The sequence below is a fragment of the Cetobacterium sp. genome (assembly GCF_977044495.1).
In genome coordinates this window covers 1-21683 of sequence record NZ_CDRRQU010000026.1, presented here as the reverse complement: position 1 = coordinate 21683, position 21683 = coordinate 1, and the positions used below count along the sequence as shown (strand labels likewise).

Here is a 21683-nt window from a genome sequence, read left to right as displayed (position 1 = left end):
GGCTTGGACAAATTACGTCATTGCCACATTAATAATTGAGGTATTAGTTAAAGTAAATATAAATTAAATTAAAAAAGAGGGGTATAGTATGGACTTAAAAAATAAAATCGAGGATTTAGGAAAAAAAATAGAGTTATATAGAGAGCGAATATCAAATGAAGAAATGACAAAAACTGCATTTATTTTACCATTTTTTGAATCTCTTGGATATGATACAAGAAATCCATTTGAATTTTATCCAGAGTTTACAGCAGATTTACTAGATTCTAAGGGGGAAAAGGTTGACTATGCGATATTAAAAGAAGATAAACCACAAATTTTAATAGAGGCAAAATGTTGTAATGATAGTTTAGATAAGCATGACAAGCAGTTGATGAGGTATTTTCATACAACAGAAGCTAAGATTGGGATATTAACAAACGGTATTATATATAAATTTTTTACAGATTTAGACGAACCTAACAAAATGGACATAAAACCATTTTTAGAAATAGATTTATCAAATATTAAAGATAATGAAATTAATGAATTGAAAAAGTTTAGTAAAAATAACTTTGATATTTCTAACATTTTAACTTCCGCAGAAGAACTTAAATATAGTGGTGCAATAAAAAAATTATTAAAAAATGATTTTGAAGAACCAAGTGAAACATTTTCTAATTATATTTTAGGAGAAATATACGAAGGGGTTAAAACACAAAAGGTTAAAGATAAGTTCTCGCTGATAATAAAAAAATCATTAAATGAATTTTTAAATGACATAGTGAGAACTCGATTAGAAGGAGTATTGGAAAATAACACGACAGCTCTAAATAATACCCAAGTAATTGTAGAAGAAGTAGAGGAAGTAGTAATAAAAGATGAGCCTGAAACAACTCAAGAAGAATTGGAGGGATTAGGAATTGTAAAGTCAATACTAATTGAAAAACTGGGGAACGATATTTCGAGAGTTGAGTATAAAGATACTATTAGTTATTTTGGAATTTTACTTGATGGAAACATAAGAAAATGGATTTGTAGATTACGTTTCAATACAGATAATAAATATATATCATTTCCAGAAATAGATATAAATGGGAATAAAACTAATAAAGAAATTAAATATTTATTAAATGGTCTAAATGATATTTATAACTATAAAGAGACTTTATTTACAATATTAAAATTATATTTGTAAGATTAAGTAAAGTAAAAACAATTAAATCTGGAATTTAGAGATTGGAAGAGTTGAATCGTGGCACATAAAATATCAATTTAAAAAAATCACTTTTGATAAAAAGTGTTTAAAAAATATTTAAAAGGATGAATTGAAGGCAACTTATAGTTATAGAAAAGAAAAAATGCTTGAGTAGAAATACTAAAACAGATGAATATTTAGATTTGGTATGTCATGAGATAGTTATTGAATTTAGAAGAAAATAAAAACAGAAAAGGAATAATATAGGAAATTAGGGAGAATTAAACTTTATGAAAGATGATACAATTGAATACATTGCTTATAAAAATGATATAGGGGAAATTATAGAAACTAAAGTTCCGTTAAAAAAAGGAGAGATATATTATTTAAGTGGAGAAGAAAGCTACTGGCTATTTTCTTCTGGAAAATCAGAAGAATTATTCGATTCCTTTGAAAGGGAAGGAGTTATAGGGATAGGATGGGATAAAATATCTTTAGAGGAAATAAAAGAAAATAATGAAGATAAGTTAAAAGGTTTATTCAAAGAAAGATATTCAGATTTAGAAGAAAAATATAAAACTGATAAAGGATTTATTCAGTATGTTTCCTTAACTATTAATAAATTAAAAAGATTTGTTGATGAAATTAAATTGGGAGATATCATTGTATTAAAAGATAGAGGAAGAAATCAAATTAAATTTGGAAAAGTTATTTCAGAAGCTGAGGAATCAAAAAATATAAAATTGATGATTGATGATTCTTTAGGATATTGTAATAAATTTAGAAAGGTAAAATGGTTAAAAACAATAAATAAAGAAAAGACCCAACCAGAGCTTAAATTAGCTTTGAGTGCAAGACATGCAATATCGGTAATTAATAATGAAAAAGTAAAAGAAGAGATAAATAGGGAAATATTTTCATTTTTCTATCGAGGTCAAGATTTGCATATGGTTTTTAGAGTAGAAAAAAAAGAAAATATTAAATTTGATGAATTTAATGATTTTCAAAATATAATAAATAGTTTAAAAAATAAATGTTTAAGTGAAACACATACGGAAAATAGATTAAATATCAAAAGTAATGTTCAATCTCCAGGTCCATTGGAATACTTTGGAAATCCAAAAATTGTAAAATATATATATGATGTTTTAATAATAGGAGGAGTGGCAGTAGGAAGTTATATTGCGTTAAAAAGGAAATTACAGATAAAAGAACCTCACGAAAAGATTGATGATGGGGTTTCTCAGGGTAATAATTAAGTACAACCCTTTAGAAAGAGGTAAGAAATGTCTGGAAAAAAGTATGTTGATAAAAATACAAAATTTAGTGAAGTTACAGTAGGAATGTATTTTAGCGATGAATCGAGAGTAGAAAAAAAATATTTTTATGATAATGTTAAAAATTATATTATTTTTTTAAATCAGAATAAAGAAATTACATATAGAATAAGGGGAGAAGAAGAAAGCTCACTTAATAAAGTAAAAAAACTTGCATTAGTTAATGGAGAGTTAAATTTAATTCCTAACTTATTTAGAAAAGATTTAAATTTACAAATGGCTTATATTTATAAGTTAGCAATATTAAAGGACTCAGATTCAGCAGAAAAAATGCTAGAATTATTAGAAAATGGAATTACGTCAAGAAAAAAATATTGAAACAATTTATGTACCTTATTACACCTATATTTTTATCTATATTTTTATATTTATTTATATATATTCTAGTTTTTAGCGAAAATACTATTTTACAAATGATTTTTGATAATAAACTATTAATTATATTTTCAGGAGTAGGAAGCTTTCTATCGATATCAAAAAATATTGATAAAATAGAATTTAATACTAATGAAACAGTTTGGTCTTATTTTATATTTGCATTTTTTAAGTATATAAACTCCTTATTTTGTAGCATTATGCTAATTGTTCTGTATAAAAGTGAATTAATAAATATAGAGTTTAAAGTAAAAAATAATGATTTACTTGAGGGAATATTGTCTGTTTTAGGAAGCTTTTCTGAAGGATTAATACCTAACATATTCGATAAATTAGCTGGAAAAATAACCGATGAAAAATAAAAATCTTGCAATTTTAATTTTTTTAGTGTAATCTATTCCCCGTAAAACACCTTGTGTTTAATAATTGGGGGTAACATGAAAAAATTTAATGACGATTTAGAAAAATTACTAAATAAAATAGGAGAAACTCTTAGTATTAACAACTCTGTAATTGTAAAAATAGAAAAGGGAAATAATGGAAGAATATTTACTGAAATTACCCCTACTGAAAAAATAATTATAAAAATTTAAAAAAATATAGTTGCAAAATTTAAAAGAATAGTGTAGTCTATTCTCAAATAAAAGTTGGTGACAAAGATACCAAATGAGAGACAAAGGACGGATGTCAGTTTCAAATGAGGAAAGATATTTTTGTACTATACTGCATATCAGTTAGAATAAGTTAACAAGGTCGGAGACAGTTACTTATCTAATCAATTTTTGATTGGATAAGTGCTGTCTTTTTTTGTTACCTAGGAGTTTTTTATGGAAGAAATGGAAAAATTAATGGAGTTGATTGAATCTTTAGAGATTGATTTAGATATTAAGTCAGAGTTGATGATTCAATTGGGTAAGGCTGATGCGGAAGCAAGGAGATGGAATGATGGTAGGAACTAAAAGAGTTATTTTATTAGCAGGACACAACTTTATAAGTCCTGGATGCAATACAAATATAGATGGAAAGATTATAACAGAATTTGATTTAACAACTCATCTAGTGGCAGAAGTTTTTAAAAGAGAAAGACTGATAGGTATTGATTTAATTGTTAAAGCTAGAAATGATTTTGGAAATTTAGTTAATGAAGTTAATTCTTTAAATGGAGATATTTTAATAAGTTGTCACTTCAATGCTTATAACACAAAAGTACAAGGAACAGAGGTTCTATACGCTCACACATCATCAAAAGGAAAAAAGTTAGCTTCAGTAGCTCAAGATATTTTAACTAAGCATTTGGGATTACCAGATAGAGGAATAAAACCTACTAAACCAGAGGATAGAGGAGGTTCAATTCTTAATAAAACTAAGCCAGTAGCAATACTAATAGAACCATTCTTTTTAGATAATATTAAGAATAAAGACTATCTAGATAAATCCATTGAAAAAGTTTCAAATGCAATAATTGAGATATTAGAGTATGTAGATAAAAACGAGCTTTGAGAGGTCATATAAAAATAATAAAAATCGCAGAAAGGTTGGTTGTCAATGAGAAGGTGAGAAGGTGCTAATAAATGAAAAAAAGGAGGCAATTATGCAAGTCATTAAAACAGAAACATTAACTCATAATATTCTTCAAATAAAAAAAATTAGTAAAAAAATAGCTCAAAATTTAGAGATAATTGATGATAAAAAAATACATTTATTATTTTCAAGAAAAAAAGAGAATTTTTATGAAAAAAATACTCTAGAAGATTTAAAAAGAGATATCAATTTAATAAAACAACTTTTAGAACAAATAGAAAAAAAAGAAAATGTAACCTATTAAGATGGGTTACTGATTAAAGTGTATCAAGCAATTGGTACATTTTAGTTAGTAACAAAATATGGATGAACCAATGTATAAATTACAGGAAGGTTCGGGAAAGGGGTTGGCAGAGTGGAGGTATATAAATGTGAATTTAGATGCCAGTAAGATATTCAGAATAGGTATAGATTGGTTAACTCTATATAACTTTGAAATAAGTTATAATAGTAATCTTTATATAACAGAACAGGTAACAGAGGAGTATTACCAGGAAGAGTTTTGTTTGAAAGAACCAAGCTATACCTTAGATAGCACTACAAGGTTATATACAAGTGGAAAAGAAACATCTTTTAAAAATTTGAGATTTAACCCAAATAAAATTCTAAGTGGTCATAATATTTATAATTCAAGAGAAACAGAACTGAAAGCAGCTCTCCTAATATTGATTAAAGAACTTTTTCAGAAAGGTATAGATATAAATTTAAACGAGGCAAAAATTAAAGATGTTGAGATAAATCTTAATTTTAATAAGCCTTTTTTAGAAGTTGAAGAGGCTTTTAAACTGTTGTTTATATCAGTACCACATTTTAAAAAAATAAGTAGATGCACTAGAAATAAAAGTTATAAATTGATGTTTCAAGATGAAACCCTTTTAGGAAACTATACTTCTACTTTAGTTACTGTTTATGACAAAACAGAAGAGTCTAAAAAGTTAGATTTGGATCTAGATGTAACAAGGTTAGAATGGAGATTTTTAAATAGAACTTTTTCATATTATGCAAATAAGAAAGAAAAGGATAATAGTTTAAATTCTATTTTAAATAGCTTTGAACTTATTGATGGAATTTTTATAGAGAATACCAAGAAGAAACTCTTAGAAGAAGGAATAAAGCATCTGGAAAGTGTTATAAAAGTTAATTTAGAAAAGGAATTTATAGCTTTTAAAAAATTTAATAAATTTGGAAAAGAGCTAGGTAAAAAAGAGAAAAGGGGAGTTTATAAGCATTTAGAAGAATCATGCTGGATATTTGACTACACTCTTTTAATAGAAGTTGTTAACAATCATGATAAGCCACATAAAACAAGAGAAACAAAAACGATATTGAAGAACTATTCCAATCATAATAATTTAGAAAAATTAAATTATTTGATGGAATTTATTTTTAACCACTAATTTCAAATAGTGGTTAAATCTTTAAGGTCTAAAAATAGGCTGAAACACTTTATAAATAGATAGATTATGAATGATTTTATCTAAAGTAATTTGAATAATTTTTCCTTATTAACTAATAGCCGTTATAAATGACATTTTTATTACTTAATTTATTCTTTTAATAGGAGGTGTGTCTTAGTGATAAATAAAGTTTCTAATACAATTAAGAAAGAGATAAGAAAAAGATTTGAAGCTGGAGTAGATTTAAAAGAGTTAGCTTATGAGTTTAGGTTGTCTTACGGCACATTAAGAAACTTATCGAGTAAAGAGAAGTGGCAAAAAGGAATTAATTCCACACTACTTTATTTACGAGAAGTACAAAAAGATATAGAGCAACATTTAGAAGAGAAAGAGGAGATAAAAGGTCATTATAAGAATCTTCATAAATCAACTTTAGATTATCTTATCGAATCAGAAAGAAAAAAGGAAAGACCTACAAACAAAGGTGTAGAAGATGCTTTAAGAATTAGAATAGCAACTCATAGAGATAGTTATCAATTTGCTAAAGAACTATATTCAATAATGAGTCTAGAAGAAGAACTTGATTATAAAAATAAATTAGTAAGATATGAAGCTTATAAAGACGAGATATTAGTTGATGAGAGAGAAAGAGAGATAAAATTAGATTCAGATTTAATAGATTTAAAATTAAAGAAAATAGAATTAAAAACAAAAGAGAGAAAAGCGAAAGCTTATGGAGTTGTTGTAGATGAATAAGATATGTCCTAGATGTAGAACAGTATATTCATATTCAATAGGTCAATGCCCTAACGAGTGTACTTTAAAGATGAAAAGAGAATCTAATCGGTTATATGATAGAGAGCAACGAAAGAATAAAGAGTTTTATAGCAGTAAAGAATGGAGGGAATTAAGAAAGGTTTGTAAAGAAAGATTCGCAGGTCTATGTTTATGGAGTTTATATAAACATAACAGAATAAAGAAAGGAAGAATCACTCATCATATAGTTCCATTATCAGAGAATAAATCAAAAGGATTATTACTATCAAATCTTGTTTATTTGAGTGATGAAGCTCATAGGGAGATACATAAGCTATATGAAACAAATCAAATCCAAACAATTAAAGAGATAAAAAAGTTTATAAAAATTTGGGAAATTGAGCATGGGAGGGGTGTATGAAAAAGTTTTTAGGGAGCGACCTAGCACCACATTTTCCTAAATCTTTTTCGCAAATTTCCCTTTGAGAAAAAATTTAGAAAATAAAAAATGGAGGTGTCAAAAATTAGAAAATCACTTGAAACACAAACAAAACATTTAACTCAAGAAGAGATAAAAAGAAAACAATTAGAGCAAGAATCAGTTTTTGTTGGGAATGACCAACTGGAATGTCCTCCAAAATGGTTGGTAAATAAATGTGCAATAAATGAATGGATTAGACTTGTAGAGCAATTTAATAAAAAATCTATGATAAGTAATCTTGATTATAATAATTTAGGAGCTTACTGTAATGCCTTTGCTAGATATACCTCAATTGTAACTAATTTAAAAACTGATGTAATGATTGTAGAAGACGTAAATCCACTAGTAAATTTAGAATTAAAATATTCAGACGAGATGAAAAGATATGGAGCTTTGTTGGGGTTAACTATGGAATCAAGATTAAAAACTGGAAATAGATTGGTAACTACTACTGAAGAAAAAATACATGATGAATTTGGAGACGTTTAATGGGTATTAAAGAGCAACTTATAAGATATTCCAATGAATGTATCGTGGGGGTAATTCCGAGTGGAGAAAAGCATATTTGGGCTTGTAAACGCTTTTTAAAAGATGTTGAAGAAAACAAGTTCATTTGGGATGAAATAGAAGCTCAAAGGATAGTTAAATGGTTTACGTACCTCAGACATTCAAAAGGAATTTTAGCAGGAACTCCAATAGTTTTGACAGATTGGCAAAAGTTTATAGTTTGTCAAATATATGCTTGGAAAAGAGAAAATGGATATAGAAGATTTAAAAAAGCCTTTATAGAGGTTGGAAGAAAAAATGCAAAGACTCAAATGCAAGCCGGGTGTATGCTCTATGAAATTTCGACAGTGGCAACTAGAAACAATGAAATAGCAGAAACATTCTGTGCAGGAACAAAGAGAGAGCAATCAAAATTGCTGTTTACAGAGTGTCAAAATATGCTTATGGGTAGTTCTTTATCTCCAAAATTCAAAATGACAAGAGATAAAATAGTTCATATAAAAACAACTTCGTTTTTAAAACCATTATCTAAGCAAGATGGGAAAACAGGAGATGGAACCAATCCGGCAGCGTTGGTGCTTGATGAATACCACCAACACACAACGACTGAATTTTATGATTTAGCATTAGGAAGTAACTCTAAAGAGTCGTTACTACTAATAATAACAACTGCTGGAATAGATCTAAATGTACCGTGCTATACAGAAGAGTACAAATATTGCTCAGAGCTATTAAATCCAAGTATAGATGTAGAAAATAGTGAGTATTTTGTAGATATTTGTGAAGCGGATAAGGATGATAATGTAGGAGATATAAGGACGTGGCAAAAGGCTAATCCACTTCGTGCAACATACAAAGAGGGATTAGAAAAAATAGCTTCTGATTATGAGGTTGCCAAAAGTGTTCCTGAGAAAATGATCTCCTTTAAAACCAAAATTTGTAATATTTGGGTTCAAGCGAAGGACCAAAGTTATATGGATATGGAAAAATGGAAAAAATGTGAAGTAAAAGAGCTACCTTATGACGTTACGAATAGACCTGTATATGTCGGGTTTGATATGTCGGCTAAGATTGATTTAACAAGTGTAGCGTTTGTTATTCCAATTATGGATTTAGGAGTAGCTAAGTACATTATTTTTAGTCATTCCTTTATACCAAATAGGGATAAGCTATTAGAAAGAAAAATGAAAGATAGAGTTCCATATGACAGTTGGGAAGAAAGAGGATTTTTAACAATAACCAATACTCCAATTGTTGATCAAGCCTACGTTATGGAATATGTACTTAATATCTGCAAAGAAAATGGATGGGAAATAAGGCACCTTTGCTTTGATCCTGCAAATGCTTCAAAGTTAATGATGGACTTAGAGGTCCAAGGCTACGAAGTGACAGAGGTGTTTCAATCTCATAAATCCTTAAATGAGAGTACAGCAGGATTTAGGGAACAAGTATATTGTGAAAATGTATATTATTTACCCAATCCATTGTTGAATTACGCAATGGGGAATACTGTTATAAAACAAAATAATGGATTCATAAAGATAGATAAAGATGCTTCTGTAAAAAGAATTGATCCCATAGATGCCCTTTTATGTGGGTTTAAATTGGCAATGTATCATGAGTTTGAATTTGATATTAATGAATTAGTTTCTGATGAAATTTTAAATAAATTATATGGAGGGGGTGAAGAATGAAAATAGTTGAAAAAATGAAAAATTTACTAAAAATGGAGCAAAAAGATGGAGTTACACTTGAAGGACTTGGAAATTTTTTAAGTAGCTACGGAATTAATGTGGATGATATTGATAGAAGCAGTGATTTATCAGAAACAATTTACTATATATGTTTAAAGCATTTATCAGCGACAATATCGAAAATGCCGTGGGAACTTAGAATTTTAACTTCGAAAAAAGGAAAAGAGAAAGTGATTAATTCTAAAATTGATATTATTTTAAATTTAAGACCAAATCCATATATGACTGCTGCAACATTTTGGGGAACAGTGGAACTAAATAAATTACACCATGGGAATGCGTATATCTACATAGAAGCTGATAAAAATGGGTTTCCAAGATATTTATGGCTATTACCAAGTAGTGAAGTAAGAATTTGGATAGATAATAAAGGTATTTTTGGAAGGGCAAATGCAATTTGGTATGTTTGGACTGATAAAAGGACTGGAAAGCAGTATAGCTTTGAAATGGATGAGATTATTCATCTTAAAACTCATATAAGTTTTGATGGACTCTCAGGGCTTCCAATAAGAGATATTTTAAAAACTCAAATAAGTAGTGGAAAAAATTCAGTGGGATTTTTGAATAAGCTTTATAAAAGCAATATGTTTGGTTCCAAAATTTTAGTGCATTATCCAGGAGAATTAGAAAAAGGAAAGGAACAAAAGGTGGCGGGAAACCTCGAAAGATATTCGGCAACACAAGGTTCGGGGAAATTTATTCCAGTACCAGCTGGGTTTCAAGCTCAATTGTTGGATATGAAGTTAGCAGATGCACAGTTCTTTGAAAATAATAAAGTTTCAGCATTACAATTAGCAGCAGCATTTGGAATAAAGCCAAACATAATTAATGACTATACAAAATCAAGTTATTCTAATTCGGAAACTCAACAAGTAGATTTCTATGTAAATACGTTACAACCATTGTTTAAAGCGTATGAACAAGAGATAACATATAAAGTATTAAGTGAAAAAGAGATTAATAAAGGTTATAGATTGGAAATTAATGAAAAATTCTGTTTAAGATGGACAACAAAACCCAAGCAGAGGTTTATAGTAAGTATTTAACTAATTTTGCAATGACACCAAATGAAGTTAGAGAGGATTTAAACCTACCATACGTAGAGGATGGAGATACTTTATTAGGAAATGGCTCTACAATTAATTTAGAGAATATAGGGAATCAATATGGCAAGAATAAAGGGGGTGAATAAATGCCAGTACTTAATTTGGATAAGGGGAGATTAGAGGTAAAAAATAAAGCTGGAAATATAGCCGAATTGATTATATTTGGAGAGATTTCATCAAACAGGTGGGCGGATAGTGATGTTATTCCATCTGATGTAAATGATTTACTGGGTGAAATTGGAGAAAATGATGCTTTAGACATTTATATTAACTCTCCGGGAGGAAGTGTGTTTGCTGGAATTGCAATATACAATATGTTAGCAAGACACAAAGGACATAAAAGGGTTTTTATAGAGGGCTATGCAGCTTCAATAGCGTCAGTCATTGCAATGGTAGGAGATGAAATTATAGTCCCTGAAAATGCTTACTTGATGATTCATAAAGCATGGGGATTTGTAGTAGGTAACGCAGACGACTTAAGAGAACAAGCAGATTTATATGAAAGATTTGACACTACAATAGCAAATGCTTATACGGAAAAAGCAAAAGATGGAAAAACATTTGATGAGTTTCTAGATCTTATGAAAGCAGAAACGTGGTTTGATGGTTTCACAGCTAAAGATTACTTCAATGTTACTTCAACAGAAGAAATTGATATAGCTGCTTGCTTGGATGGGGAATTATATAAGAATTATAGGCTTCCTAAAAATCTTTTAATGAATAGTATAAAGATTAAAGATAAAAAGAAGGGGATTCAAGAGGATTTCGGAACTTCCGAAATGGAATTAGCAAAAGCAAAATTAAACTTATTAATAAATTTATAGGAGGTCATAATGACAATATTACAACAGCTACAACAAGAGATGTTTAATCTGAAAGCAGAAGCCAGAAACATAATGAATAAAGGTGCGACAGAGGTAGAAATTACAGAAGTTACAAATAGAATAACTGAGCTTCAAGCAAAAATTAACTTAGAAAAGCAAATAGGAGAGGGGGAAACTACGACACCTCAAGCTAGAAATGGAATACAATTACCTAGAAATATGCCAGAGAGTGCGGAAAGTACCAACGCAAGATATGAAGAGGCATTTTATAATACTTTAAGGGGAAGAGCAACTGTGGAGGATAGAGAAGTTTTAGAGGCTAGAAACTTATCTTCATTAGTTCCAGCAGATGGAGGATTATTGATTCCAATAGATCAACAAACAGCAATAAATGAGTTAAAAAGACAATTCACTTCATTGAGGGATTTAGTAACAGTTGAACCAGTTACCACTTTAACAGGAACTAGGGTTTTAGAACAAGATGCAGAGCACATTGGATTTGAAAAATTTGTAGAAGGAACTGCAATCGGTACAACGACGGGACCAAAATTTGATACGATTACATATACAGCAGAGAGCTATGGAGGTATTTTACCGATTCCAAGAACATTATTACAAGACCAAACTGCAAATTTAAGAACTTATTTAAATAGATGGCTTGCTAAAAAAGCTACTGCAACAGAAAATAAATTGATATTAGATGTTTTAAATACGTTTCCAAAAGTTGATATTTCAACCATTGATGAAGCAAAGGATATAATAGATGTAATTTTAGATCCATCTTTATCCATATTGGCCAAAGTAGTTACAAATCAGGATGGATTCAACTTTTTAAATAAACTTAAAGATTCACAAGGTAATTATTTGTTAGAAAAAGACCCAAAAAATTCTACTAAAAAGATGTTAAATGGAAGAGGAGTTATTGTATTATCTAACAAGATTTTAAAAACAACCGGAACTACAGAGAAAAAAGCTCCACTTATAATAGGGTCTCTAAAAGATGGTATCGTGCTATTCGACAGAGAAACTATGGAATTGGCATCAACAGAAGTTGGAGGAACTGCTTGGAACACTAATGCAGTAGAGATGAGAGCTATCTTAAGAATGCAAGCTAAAAAATTTGATTCAGCTGCAGTTGTATTTGGAGAAATTCCAATCACTGGACAGGTAGCAGTAGCCTTTAATACAAAGGGAGCTTCTAAAAAATAGGAGGTCTAAATGATAGATTTAACGAAGACCAAAGGGTATCTAAGAGTAGATGAGGATTATGATGATACTTTTATTGAGATGCTTATAGAGTTTAGTAGAGAAGAGATAGAAAATTCCACTGGAGTTACTTTTGACTCTGGTGGGGATACTAAAACTTACGAGTTAGCTCAATTGATTATTATAGCTGATAGATATGAAAAAAGAGGCTCTCAGGATTTAGAGTTTAAACCAAATAATATGCTCTCATCCATGTATATAAAATTAAAGTATGGTGATTATAATGTCTAATTTTAGTAGTAAATTAAAAAATAGAATAGCAATATATAAAAGAGAAAAAGTACAAAGTGGATTAGGAACAACTTATGAGGATATATTAGTTAAAAAAATATGGGCGGAAATAAAATTTCAATCTGGAAGTTTAATAAACGGAGAGGGATATACAGAAGCTAATAACACCAGATTTAAAATTAGAATTAGAAAAACTGAAATTGATGCAAGTCACTATATTAAATATAAAGACTTAGTTTATGAAATTGAATATATTTAAGCAATAGTTTTATAGACTTGTTAGTGAAGTTAAAAACGGAGTGATGACATGAGTTTAGACCAATTGTCAAAGGATTTACTAAAATTAGCTGGTGATATTAAAAATGGAAAAGAAACTAAAAGTTTTTTAAAAAAGGAGGGCATTAAATTAAAAAATAAAACGATTTCAGTTGCAAAGAGTAGAATTAAAAAGAAAACCGGAAATTATATAAAGGGTATAAAGTCAGGAAAAGTTTACGAATACCAAGGGGCTTATGCGTGCAGAACATATTCTACTGCTCCTCATGCCCATCTTATTGAATATGGACACGCAATAATTGATAGGAATGGAAAGGGACACGATCGTCAAAGAGGTTACAACGTATTTGAAACTGCCAAAAAGAATTTTGAAGGTGAATTTGAAAGTGATACAGAAAACTTCTTGGATAATCTTTTAATGAATAACGGATTTAAGTAGGTGAAAAATGACAGGATTTGTAGATATACAAGCCGCTATTGTATCTAAATTAAGAAAAATTGACCCTGAGGTTGATGTCAATTCAGCTGATGTGGAAGAAGGATTTAAAAGACCATGTTTTTTCATAGATATTGTAGACGTAAATGTAGAAAATTTGATGGATAGAATTGAGGAAAAAGAGATAGAGTTTGATGTTGTGTATTTTCCAAAACATCCTAAAAAAAATCAGATAGATTTACTGGAGATGAGAGATAAGCTGACTAAATCTTTTGTGGAAAATAGTTATTTTAACATAACAGATGATTTAGTGGTACAAGCAACAGACGTAGAAATATTTGAAGTTGATAAGATTTTACACTGTAGGTTTAATATATTCATAGCGGAAGAATATGAGAAAGTATATGAAGGAAATATGGAGGAATTAGAGTTTAAGGAGGGAATTAATGCCGACAAATAACGGATTACCAAGTCTTGATATAACGTTTAAAGGCTTGGGTGTAAGTGCAATTAAAAGAGGAGAAAGAGGATATGCTGTATTAATCCTAGAGGATGAAACAGAGGGTACTCCAAAAACAAAATATTCTACAATAAGTGAGTTTGGAAGTGAGGAACAGGCGAAATTTACTCCAGAAAATATAGAGTTTATAAAAGATGCTTTAGAGGGAGTTCCACTTGCTCTATATGTATTTAAGTTTGGTGTAGAGGATGTATTAACAGATTTATTCAATAAAGTAAAAGGAATCATCCCCAGAAACTCATGGATAGCTATATATTCAAACAATCCACTGACAAGAACTAAGAATCAGAGCGATTTAGTCACTTTTGTAAAGGGAGAGAGAGAAAATAATAAAAAAAGATATAAAGCTTTTGCATATAAAGTTGCTACTGCTGACAATATGGGTGTTGTTAATCATACTACTGAAAAAGTAACATTTGCAGACGATAGAGGAGAGATGGATGGAATTGCAGCAGTTCCATATCTATTAGGTTATTATGCTGGACTAAGTATGATGATGTCTGGAATAGCTAAACCTTTAAAATTTAAGAGTGTAGTTGAACCTGAGGATTTAAACGAGAGCATAAGTAACGGAGAACACACCTTATTTAATGATGAAGGAGTAGTAAAAGTATCAAGAGCTGTAAATTCACTTGTGACTACTGGAGAGGGAGTCACGGAGGAGATGACACATATAAATACAGTAGAAAAAATGGATTTAATATATTGTGATCTTTTTAAGGCTTGGAACGATAGTTATAAAGGGAAATATCCAAATATTTTAGATAATCAAATGTTGCTAATATCGTCGATAAATGGATATTTTAAATCTTTAGCTAAAGATAAAATTTTAGATTCCAATTTTGATAATAAATCAATGATAGATATTGAAGAACAAAGAATCGCTAACTATTCAAAATGGGGAGAAGAAACAGTTAATACTTGGGACGATTCATATGTTATGAAAATGACTGTGGGAACAAAAGTATTTTTAAAAGGAAATATAAAGATAACAGGAATTATGGAAGATTTCTTTTTCGATATATTCATATAGTGGAGGGAGAAGTAGATGGCAAATCCTAAAAAGAACGACTATTTCAATGGAAATAAAGGTAAACTTTGGATTAACGGAGAGGAAGTAGTAACAGTTGGAAAATCTAAAGTAGTAAGAAAAATAAAATATGAAGAATATCCGGCACCAACTGGAGATGGGGTTGTAAGAGTAAAAGTTGGAGAAACAATAGAGTTTTCGGGAACATTCAAATTTTTAGGTATAGAAAATTTGAATGCTTTTAATGAAAGTGCTGATATTTCTTTAATAATTGCAACAACTAATATTTCAGGAAATGTAACAAAAAGACTAAAATTAGATGGAGTTACATTTGATGAAGAGGTTTTAGTGGACTTTGAGAAAAATAAAGTAACAGAAATTGAATTAAGTGGCCAAGCAGAAACGCATGAGTGGTTACAAGAAAAATAAAATAGAGGCTCCTATTAATTAGGAGCTTTATTTTAAAAAGGGAGATACAAATGGAAAAAAAAGCAGTAACATTACAAGATTTTTTAAATAAAGTTGAGGAAAGTAAAGTTAAAAAAGTAAGGATAACACAGATTGAAGTGGTTGATTTTGGATTGATGGAGTTTGTAAGACCTCGTGAGGGTGTTTTACTAGACTACTTAAATGAAGTAGTAAAGGCAATAGATAAAACAACAGAAAAAACATATGAAGAGGAGAAAAAAGATGATTTAGAGATTTTAGAAACTGAAGATAATTCTAAAAAAGATATAAATCTGAAAACAGAGAAATCAAATGAAAAAATAGATATGAAGTTATTAGTTAAAGCCTCTGGTAAACTGGTTTATTCATCTTGTCCTCTAATGAGAGCTAAAGAAGTTAGAGAACAATTTAAAGGTATTGAACCATATGATATTCCGATAGAACTACTTGGAATAAATAAAGTAATGGATTTAGCACAAAAATTAAGTGATATATTTGATGGAATTAAAACGCAAAAAACAGTGAATGAAGCAGTAAAAAACTAATTGGAGATAGTAAAGAATATGGAGAGTTATTTTGGATTTCTTACTATCTTGAAAGAGGACATAAACTGAATTATTTATTAAACCTTTCGTATGAAGAGGAAGTATTTTTTAAGAAAAGCATGGAAAAGATGATTGAAGAAAAAGTGAAATATGACACTCGAAAAATGGAGATATTTTTAAAAGCTCTAGGAGGTGACGAAAAATAGGAAATAAAGTAATTAATACAATACTTAGCTTAAGAGACAACCTTTCTGGCCCTCTGAAAACAGCTTCTAAAGCTACCGCAATGGCTAGTAGCCAATTGGAAAAAGCAAAGGAACAAGTCAAAAAATATGAGGGAACAATTGCAAATGCAAATAAAATTATAGCTACCGCAAAGGCAACAGTAGCAAATTTATCTAAAGAATATGCAGGGAATGAGAAGCAAATAGAGAAGGTGAAAAACCAAACTGAAAAATATGATAGTTTAATTTCAAAAACAACAACCCAAGCAGCAAATTATAGAAAAAACTTAGAAGATAATAAAATAAAGTTGGGAGAACTTGAAGCAGCACAAAAGGCAAGTAAAAAAGCTTTAGAGGAAGCTCAAAACGCTGAAAATAAAGTAAGTTTAAAAAAATTATCTAAGGAATATGAAAAAAATACAAAAGCGGTTGAAAAAGCTAAATCAGTAGTTGAAAAATATAGTCAAAGTTCGAAAGCACTTGAACAACAAGCAGAAAGTTATGCCAAAAAATTAGCAGTAGCTAAAAGCAAATTACAGACACTAGAGAAAGCTCAAGAAACAAATACAAAAGCAGTTGAAACCGCTAGAAAAGTAATAGTTGACTATGAAAAAGTGATCTCAAAAAATAATGAACAATTAAGTAAAGCTAAAGCTGAAATGAGAGAATATTCCAAGGTAGTTGTAGATAACAATAAGAAAATAGCAGAGGCTAAAAAAACAGTTCAAAAGTGGGGGAAGTCTGTAGAAAAAACTATGGATACAATAGTTAAAAGAGCAGCACAAACAACTCTAGCAGTAGCTTCGATAATTAGTGGCTTTGCAGTTAAGGAGGGGTTTGGCGAAGCAATGAACCTTGAAGGCTATAAGATGCAACTTGAAACAGCGACAAAGTCTACTGAAAAAGCAGGACAGTTAATGTCTAAAGCAATAAAGTTTGCTAACTCAACTCCTTTTGAAACGGGAGAGGTAGTTGAAGCAACAGCTAAAATGGAAGCTTATGGTATTTCATCAGAAAGATGGTTAAAAGATGTAGCTGATATGGCTGGAGCGACTAATAAATCGATAGACCAAGCAACGGAAGCAATGGCGGATGCTGTTATGGGTGAATGGACTAGATTGAAAGAGTTTGGAATAAAAAAAGAAGAGTTGATAGAAGCAGCAGCTAAAAAATATGGAAAAGATATTGTATTTAATAAAAAAGGTCAGGTAAAGGATCAAATAAAATTAGAAGAAACTCTTCAAAAAGTAATGCAAGAAAAATTTGAGGGTGGAGCTGAGAAACAGGCGAAAACTCTAAAAGGGTTATGGTCCACAGTAACAGGAGTTACAAAATCATCTTTAGCTAAAATTGTTGGAATAACAGAACAAGGAACGATAAAGCAAGGAAGTCTTTATGAGAAATTAAAACAACAAGTTGAAAAAATTGTGGATATTTTAAATAGATGGCAAGAGGATGGAACAATAGATAAAATTGCAGAAAAAGTTACAAAAGCAGTAGAAAGTATGATTGTATTCTTTGGAAATTTATTTGAATTTATTAAAGACCATAGGGCATTAATAGAAACAATATTAGTATTTGTTTCAAGCATTTATTTAGTTGTAAAAGCTTTAATAGTATTAAAATCCATAATAACAGTAATTTCAATAGTTGTAGGATTATTAAATGGAACGCTAGCATCAATTCCATTAGTTTGGATAGTGTTAGCAATAGCTGGAGTCGTAGCAGTTTGTTATGTTTTATGGCAACATTTAGATGCTGTTATAAACGCGTTTAAAAGTTTATTTTCCTGGATAAAAAATCTTTTAGATGGAATTGGAGATTTTGCATTTTTGTTAGGTGGACCAATAGCACCTTTGCTTGGATTAATACAACATTTTGATAAATTAAAAGAAGTTGGAGAAAAGGCATGGGGAGTTATTAAAAAAATATTTGGAGCTAAAGATACTGATATTTCAATAACAGAGAATAAGGTTGCTAAAGATAAAATAGAGACCATCCAAACTTTAAAAGTAAATAATCCAGTGGGAATTGGAGGAGTAAAAATTCCAGAGCTTACAGTTCCCAAAAAATCAGAAACTAATTTTTTTAATCAAGATGAAAAGCAAAGTCAAACAGCGGTATCAGCTAAAGAGAAAATACCTCCAAATGTTACAGTGATATTGGAAGGGGATTTCTATGGATTTAAAGATTTCAAATCCAAAGTTGCAGAGGCAGTTGTAAAAATAGCAAATCCAAATATATCAAACATGGTGTGAGGTGAAAAGTGATTTCAAATGTAGGTAATTATATATTAAATGGGATGGAGATATATTTCTCTGTAGATAATAATAAAGAAGTATTTAAACTTCCATATGTTCCTCCAGATATAGAGTTTGAGTCTCCATTGGACTATGAATCTTTTGAAACTACAAGTGGAAAACTTTTAACTTTAATAGGGGAAAATGGATTAAAAACTTTAACTATAGAAAGCTTTTTTCCTGCAAAGTTTTATGGATGGTTGGGTAATGTGACTCTAGCACCACTATGTATTGATTTTTTTCAGAGAAATAGAAAAAAGACCCTAAGAATTGTTGTCGTTAGTTTGTCTATTAGGGAAAATATGGAGTGCATTATAACTGATTTTAAGTATAAGAAAAATCAGAATGGAAATATAAAATATACTCTTTCTATTCAGGAGTATGTAGACCCTAATAAGATTGGAGGAGCTAGTGCATAAATTAAAATTAATTCAAGGGGATAAAATAACGGATATATCAAAAATGGCTGGTGGTATAAGTCTTACTACCAGCATTGATACACTAGGAGCATCATTTGAGTTTAGTATGCCAAGAAATTTTAAAGATTCAAATTATGCTCTGACAGAAACGATAAAAACAGGGGATATCATTAAGTTTGAGAATGAAAAGAATATATTTACAGGAGTAATTGTTGACATAGACACTCTTAAATTTTCAAAAGAAATAAAGTGTTTTGATTTCTATTTTTATTTGAATAAAAACAAGGTTATAAAGCAGTTTAACGGATTAAATGCCTCATCATGTATAGAAAGCTTATTGAAGAGTATAAAGGCTAAAATAGGGGAAATAGAGCGAATAGCGACATCAATTGACAAGATATATAAAAATAATACTGTAGCTGAAATAATAGATGATATTTTGAAAATAGTAACTGAAGAAACAGGAAAGAAATATCTCTTAGAGATTGAAGGAACAACATTTAATTTAGTAGCTCATAGGAAAATAAAGGTTCAAGTAACTAATAATATATTTGGAATGCCTACTCTTACAGAAAGTATTACAGATATGAAAAACACTATTTTGGTGGTTTCAAATGATTCGGAAGACGAAAGTATTTATGCAAAAGCTGAAGATGTAGAAAGTATAAAAAAATATGGAATGTTGCAGGAGATTGTTGAAGTAGATCCAAGCAAAGATGATGTTTCAAAAGTTAGAAATATAGCTACTCAAAAGCTAAAGGAATTAAATAAAATTTTAACTACGTCAAGTCTTGATGTATTAGGAAATGATGAGTTACGAGCTGGAAGGCTCTTAGATGTTGAAATTAAAGAGTTTGGAATAAAAGAGGAGTTTTTAATAAAGAGCTGTACTCATGCTTTTCCTAAGGGTAATCATATATGTAGTTTAGAGTTGGAGGTGAGTTAATGAATTATGAATTAGCTATGGCCAAAATGTTTAAAAAAAGTGATAGTCAAGTGTCAATATTTGAAGCTTGTATAGGAATTGTGATTAAAGCTCCTCCAGAGACAACTATAACCATTTGGGATGGACAGGTAACTTTATTTCCTCATATGCTATACATGAATGATAGACTATATGATGATTACACAAGAAAGTTTGATATAGTTGGAGAAATAAATGAAATAACAATAACTACAACATCAAGTAATATTGAAATTGGACCAGGGCCACATAAACATGAACACGGAATTATAGAAGGCAGTGGGGAATATAAGGCTATCGGAACAATTATAAATACAGATACTTTAAAAGTTGGAGATTATGTAAAGGTTGTTCCTACAGAAAAAGGACAAAAATGGTTTATAGATTCTAAATACAGGAAGGTGAAAGAAAAAGAATGAGTATATTTCCTGTATTTGATGAAAATTTAGATATTAAAGAGGAAAGTCAACTCAAAGGGAAAAAAGAGATCCTTTTTGATTTTAAAACCAAAAGAGTTGTTGTGATAGATGGAAAAACTAAAGAGGCAAGTGAAGTTGAACAGATTATACAATGGATTCATTTATTAATATTGACTGAAACAGGAAAATATAGAGTCTATGATGATACGAGTTTTGGAATGACTGATTTATATAATTTAAGAGGTTATAGTATATTTAGTACACCTTTTGGAGTTATGGAGCTAGAAAGAGAGATAAAAGAAAAAATTCAAGCTAAAAAAGAGATTAAAGAGGTCATAGATATAAAATCATCATCTGATTTTAACTCTTTGCAAATAGAGGTTACAGTAATATTAAAAAGTGGAGAGACTCTAACAGTAAGTGAGGTGAGCATTTAAGTGACAACATATAAAGTACCCAGTATAGATGAAATAGAGCAAGAGATGTTGAATGATATCAGTGACGACTATGTAAAGGATGTAGGAACCTTTACAAGAGATTTAATAAGAACATTTGCTATACAGTCTCATAAATTTGAAGGCAAATTACAAGAATATTTTAAAAAGTTAGATGTTTATAATCTATCTGGAGAAGAGTTAGCAAGGTTTGTAGAACAAAGAAAAGGTCTGCATAGGAAAAAAGCTAATTTTTCAAAAGGGATTTTGACAGTTGAAGGAAATGGAGCTATTAAAGCTGGTGATATTTTTGAGACAGAAAGTGGCAATAGATATAAAGCTATAGAGGGAGTCGCTATAAATACAATTGGAAGTGTAAGTATAGAAGCTGAAATCTCTGGAGCAAATGGAAACGTTGGGGCGAACTCTATAATATTTATGCCAGTTACTCTACAAGGGATAATTAAAGTAACAAATAAAGCTCCAACAATAGATGGCTATGATGAGGAAAATGATGATTCTTTAAGAGAAAGATATCTAATAGAAATTCAAAAACCAGCAACTTCCGGGAATGCGTATCATTATATACAGTGGTGTAGAGAGGTTGTAGGAGTTGGAGATGTAAGAGTATTTCCATTGTGGAATGGAAATAACACGGTTCAAATGGTTATAATAGATGATAATAAGATGGTACCAAATGAAGAGTTAACGAATAGAGTTCAAGAATATGTAGACCCGAAAGGTTATAATAATGATACTTGGGGTACTGGAGCAGGTCAGGCACCAATAGGGGCATATTGCACAGTGATAGGAGCAACGGCTAAAGTACTTAATATAGATACTATATTAATATTAAAAGAGGGATATAATGTGGAAG

The 21683-nt window shown here is 29.8% G+C and carries 30 protein-coding genes; all 30 read left to right on the top strand.

The genetic code is table 11. The features are described from left to right. The first annotated feature begins 88 nt into the window (after window positions 1-88). On the top strand, window positions 89-1177 hold the full coding sequence (locus ACWI69_RS07695) for a type I restriction endonuclease (RefSeq protein WP_448821257.1): 1089 nt from the start codon (window positions 89-91) through the stop codon (window positions 1175-1177). A gap of 290 nt (window positions 1178-1467) precedes the next feature. Further along, window positions 1468-2436 carry a hypothetical protein gene (locus ACWI69_RS07690; protein WP_448821256.1) on the top strand — a complete coding sequence of 323 codons (969 nt, stop codon included), beginning with the start codon at window positions 1468-1470 and terminating at the stop codon, window positions 2434-2436. Between the two features lie 27 nt (window positions 2437-2463). Next, window positions 2464-2832 (top strand): hypothetical protein, encoded by a 369-nt coding sequence (locus tag ACWI69_RS07685; protein ID WP_448821255.1) that lies wholly within the window; start codon window positions 2464-2466, stop codon window positions 2830-2832. A 95-nt stretch (window positions 2833-2927) separates the two neighbouring features. Beyond that, window positions 2928-3251 carry a hypothetical protein gene (locus tag ACWI69_RS07680; RefSeq protein WP_448821254.1) on the top strand — a complete coding sequence of 108 codons (324 nt, stop codon included), beginning with the start codon at window positions 2928-2930 and terminating at the stop codon, window positions 3249-3251. Between the two features lie 75 nt (window positions 3252-3326). Then, the gene (locus ACWI69_RS07675) at window positions 3327-3482 is read left to right on the top strand and encodes a hypothetical protein (RefSeq protein WP_448821253.1); all 156 of its coding nucleotides are present in this window, start codon (window positions 3327-3329) and stop codon (window positions 3480-3482) included. Window positions 3483-3716: 234 nt separating this feature from the next. Continuing rightward, the gene (locus tag ACWI69_RS07670; RefSeq protein ID WP_448821252.1) at window positions 3717-3848 is read left to right on the top strand and encodes a hypothetical protein; all 132 of its coding nucleotides are present in this window, start codon (window positions 3717-3719) and stop codon (window positions 3846-3848) included. Further along, window positions 3832-4389, top strand: a complete 558-nt coding sequence (locus tag ACWI69_RS07665) for an N-acetylmuramoyl-L-alanine amidase (protein ID WP_448821251.1) — start codon at window positions 3832-3834, stop codon at window positions 4387-4389. Before ACWI69_RS07670 ends, ACWI69_RS07665 begins: the two co-directional genes overlap by 17 nt. Window positions 4390-4480: 91 nt before the next feature. Continuing rightward, window positions 4481-4714, top strand: a complete 234-nt coding sequence (locus ACWI69_RS07660; protein ID WP_448821250.1) for a hypothetical protein — start codon at window positions 4481-4483, stop codon at window positions 4712-4714. Between the two features lie 70 nt (window positions 4715-4784). Beyond that, window positions 4785-5867, top strand: coding sequence for a hypothetical protein (locus tag ACWI69_RS07655; RefSeq protein WP_448821249.1), 1083 nt, complete (start codon window positions 4785-4787; stop codon window positions 5865-5867). A 177-nt stretch (window positions 5868-6044) separates the two neighbouring features. After that, window positions 6045-6623: a hypothetical protein gene (locus tag ACWI69_RS07650; RefSeq protein ID WP_448821248.1), complete on the top strand. Its 579-nt coding sequence runs from the start codon at window positions 6045-6047 to the stop codon at window positions 6621-6623. Next, complete coding sequence (locus tag ACWI69_RS07645; protein ID WP_448821247.1) at window positions 6616-7044, top strand: hypothetical protein; 429 nt, start codon at window positions 6616-6618, stop codon at window positions 7042-7044. Before ACWI69_RS07650 ends, ACWI69_RS07645 begins: the two co-directional genes overlap by 8 nt. A 93-nt stretch (window positions 7045-7137) precedes the next feature. Further along, window positions 7138-7593 carry a P27 family phage terminase small subunit gene (locus ACWI69_RS07640; protein WP_448821246.1) on the top strand — a complete coding sequence of 152 codons (456 nt, stop codon included), beginning with the start codon at window positions 7138-7140 and terminating at the stop codon, window positions 7591-7593. After that, on the top strand, window positions 7593-9305 hold the full coding sequence (locus ACWI69_RS07635; RefSeq protein WP_448821245.1) for a terminase large subunit: 1713 nt from the start codon (window positions 7593-7595) through the stop codon (window positions 9303-9305). The genes ACWI69_RS07640 and ACWI69_RS07635 overlap by 1 nt, the downstream gene beginning before the upstream one ends. Then, the gene (locus ACWI69_RS07630; RefSeq protein ID WP_448821244.1) at window positions 9302-10411 is read left to right on the top strand and encodes a phage portal protein; all 1110 of its coding nucleotides are present in this window, start codon (window positions 9302-9304) and stop codon (window positions 10409-10411) included. Before ACWI69_RS07635 ends, ACWI69_RS07630 begins: the two co-directional genes overlap by 4 nt. Beyond that, entirely contained in the window at window positions 10369-10557 is a 189-nt protein-coding gene (locus tag ACWI69_RS07625) for a hypothetical protein (RefSeq protein ID WP_448821279.1), read from the top strand. The genes ACWI69_RS07630 and ACWI69_RS07625 overlap by 43 nt, the downstream gene beginning before the upstream one ends. After that, on the top strand, window positions 10558-11295 hold the full coding sequence (locus tag ACWI69_RS07620) for a head maturation protease, ClpP-related (RefSeq protein WP_448821243.1): 738 nt from the start codon (window positions 10558-10560) through the stop codon (window positions 11293-11295). A gap of 9 nt (window positions 11296-11304) precedes the next feature. Continuing rightward, the gene (locus ACWI69_RS07615) at window positions 11305-12504 is read left to right on the top strand and encodes a phage major capsid protein (protein ID WP_448821242.1); all 1200 of its coding nucleotides are present in this window, start codon (window positions 11305-11307) and stop codon (window positions 12502-12504) included. A 9-nt stretch (window positions 12505-12513) separates the two neighbouring features. Continuing rightward, window positions 12514-12792, top strand: coding sequence for a head-tail connector protein (locus ACWI69_RS07610; protein WP_448821241.1), 279 nt, complete (start codon window positions 12514-12516; stop codon window positions 12790-12792). Next, window positions 12785-13051: a head-tail adaptor protein gene (locus ACWI69_RS07605; RefSeq protein WP_448821240.1), complete on the top strand. Its 267-nt coding sequence runs from the start codon at window positions 12785-12787 to the stop codon at window positions 13049-13051. The genes ACWI69_RS07610 and ACWI69_RS07605 overlap by 8 nt, the downstream gene beginning before the upstream one ends. A gap of 48 nt (window positions 13052-13099) precedes the next feature. Beyond that, the gene (locus ACWI69_RS07600) at window positions 13100-13507 is read left to right on the top strand and encodes an HK97 gp10 family phage protein (RefSeq protein ID WP_448821239.1); all 408 of its coding nucleotides are present in this window, start codon (window positions 13100-13102) and stop codon (window positions 13505-13507) included. Between the two features lie 7 nt (window positions 13508-13514). Further along, window positions 13515-13964, top strand: a complete 450-nt coding sequence (locus ACWI69_RS07595) for a phage tail terminator family protein (RefSeq protein WP_448821238.1) — start codon at window positions 13515-13517, stop codon at window positions 13962-13964. Then, window positions 13951-15057 (top strand): phage tail sheath C-terminal domain-containing protein, encoded by a 1107-nt coding sequence (locus tag ACWI69_RS07590; protein WP_448821237.1) that lies wholly within the window; start codon window positions 13951-13953, stop codon window positions 15055-15057. Before ACWI69_RS07595 ends, ACWI69_RS07590 begins: the two co-directional genes overlap by 14 nt. Window positions 15058-15072: 15 nt before the next feature. After that, the gene (locus ACWI69_RS07585; RefSeq protein WP_448821236.1) at window positions 15073-15483 is read left to right on the top strand and encodes a phage tail tube protein; all 411 of its coding nucleotides are present in this window, start codon (window positions 15073-15075) and stop codon (window positions 15481-15483) included. A 50-nt stretch (window positions 15484-15533) separates the two neighbouring features. Then, window positions 15534-16046 (top strand): hypothetical protein, encoded by a 513-nt coding sequence (locus ACWI69_RS07580; RefSeq protein ID WP_448821235.1) that lies wholly within the window; start codon window positions 15534-15536, stop codon window positions 16044-16046. 286 nt (window positions 16047-16332) lie between these two features. Next, window positions 16333-18528, top strand: a complete 2196-nt coding sequence (locus ACWI69_RS07575; RefSeq protein ID WP_448821234.1) for a hypothetical protein — start codon at window positions 16333-16335, stop codon at window positions 18526-18528. Window positions 18529-18536: 8 nt separating this feature from the next. After that, a complete protein-coding gene (locus ACWI69_RS07570) occupies window positions 18537-18989 on the top strand; it encodes a hypothetical protein (protein ID WP_448821233.1) in 453 nt (150 codons plus the stop codon). Further along, entirely contained in the window at window positions 18982-19935 is a 954-nt protein-coding gene (locus tag ACWI69_RS07565) for an XkdQ/YqbQ family protein (protein WP_448821232.1), read from the top strand. Before ACWI69_RS07570 ends, ACWI69_RS07565 begins: the two co-directional genes overlap by 8 nt. Continuing rightward, the gene (locus ACWI69_RS07560; RefSeq protein WP_448821231.1) at window positions 19935-20372 is read left to right on the top strand and encodes a DUF2577 family protein; all 438 of its coding nucleotides are present in this window, start codon (window positions 19935-19937) and stop codon (window positions 20370-20372) included. Before ACWI69_RS07565 ends, ACWI69_RS07560 begins: the two co-directional genes overlap by 1 nt. After that, window positions 20369-20809, top strand: coding sequence for a DUF2634 domain-containing protein (locus ACWI69_RS07555; RefSeq protein WP_448821230.1), 441 nt, complete (start codon window positions 20369-20371; stop codon window positions 20807-20809). Before ACWI69_RS07560 ends, ACWI69_RS07555 begins: the two co-directional genes overlap by 4 nt. Then, window positions 20810-21683: baseplate J/gp47 family protein (locus ACWI69_RS07550; protein WP_448821229.1), on the top strand; the 874-nt coding region annotated here is incomplete at its 3' end. It lies immediately after the preceding gene.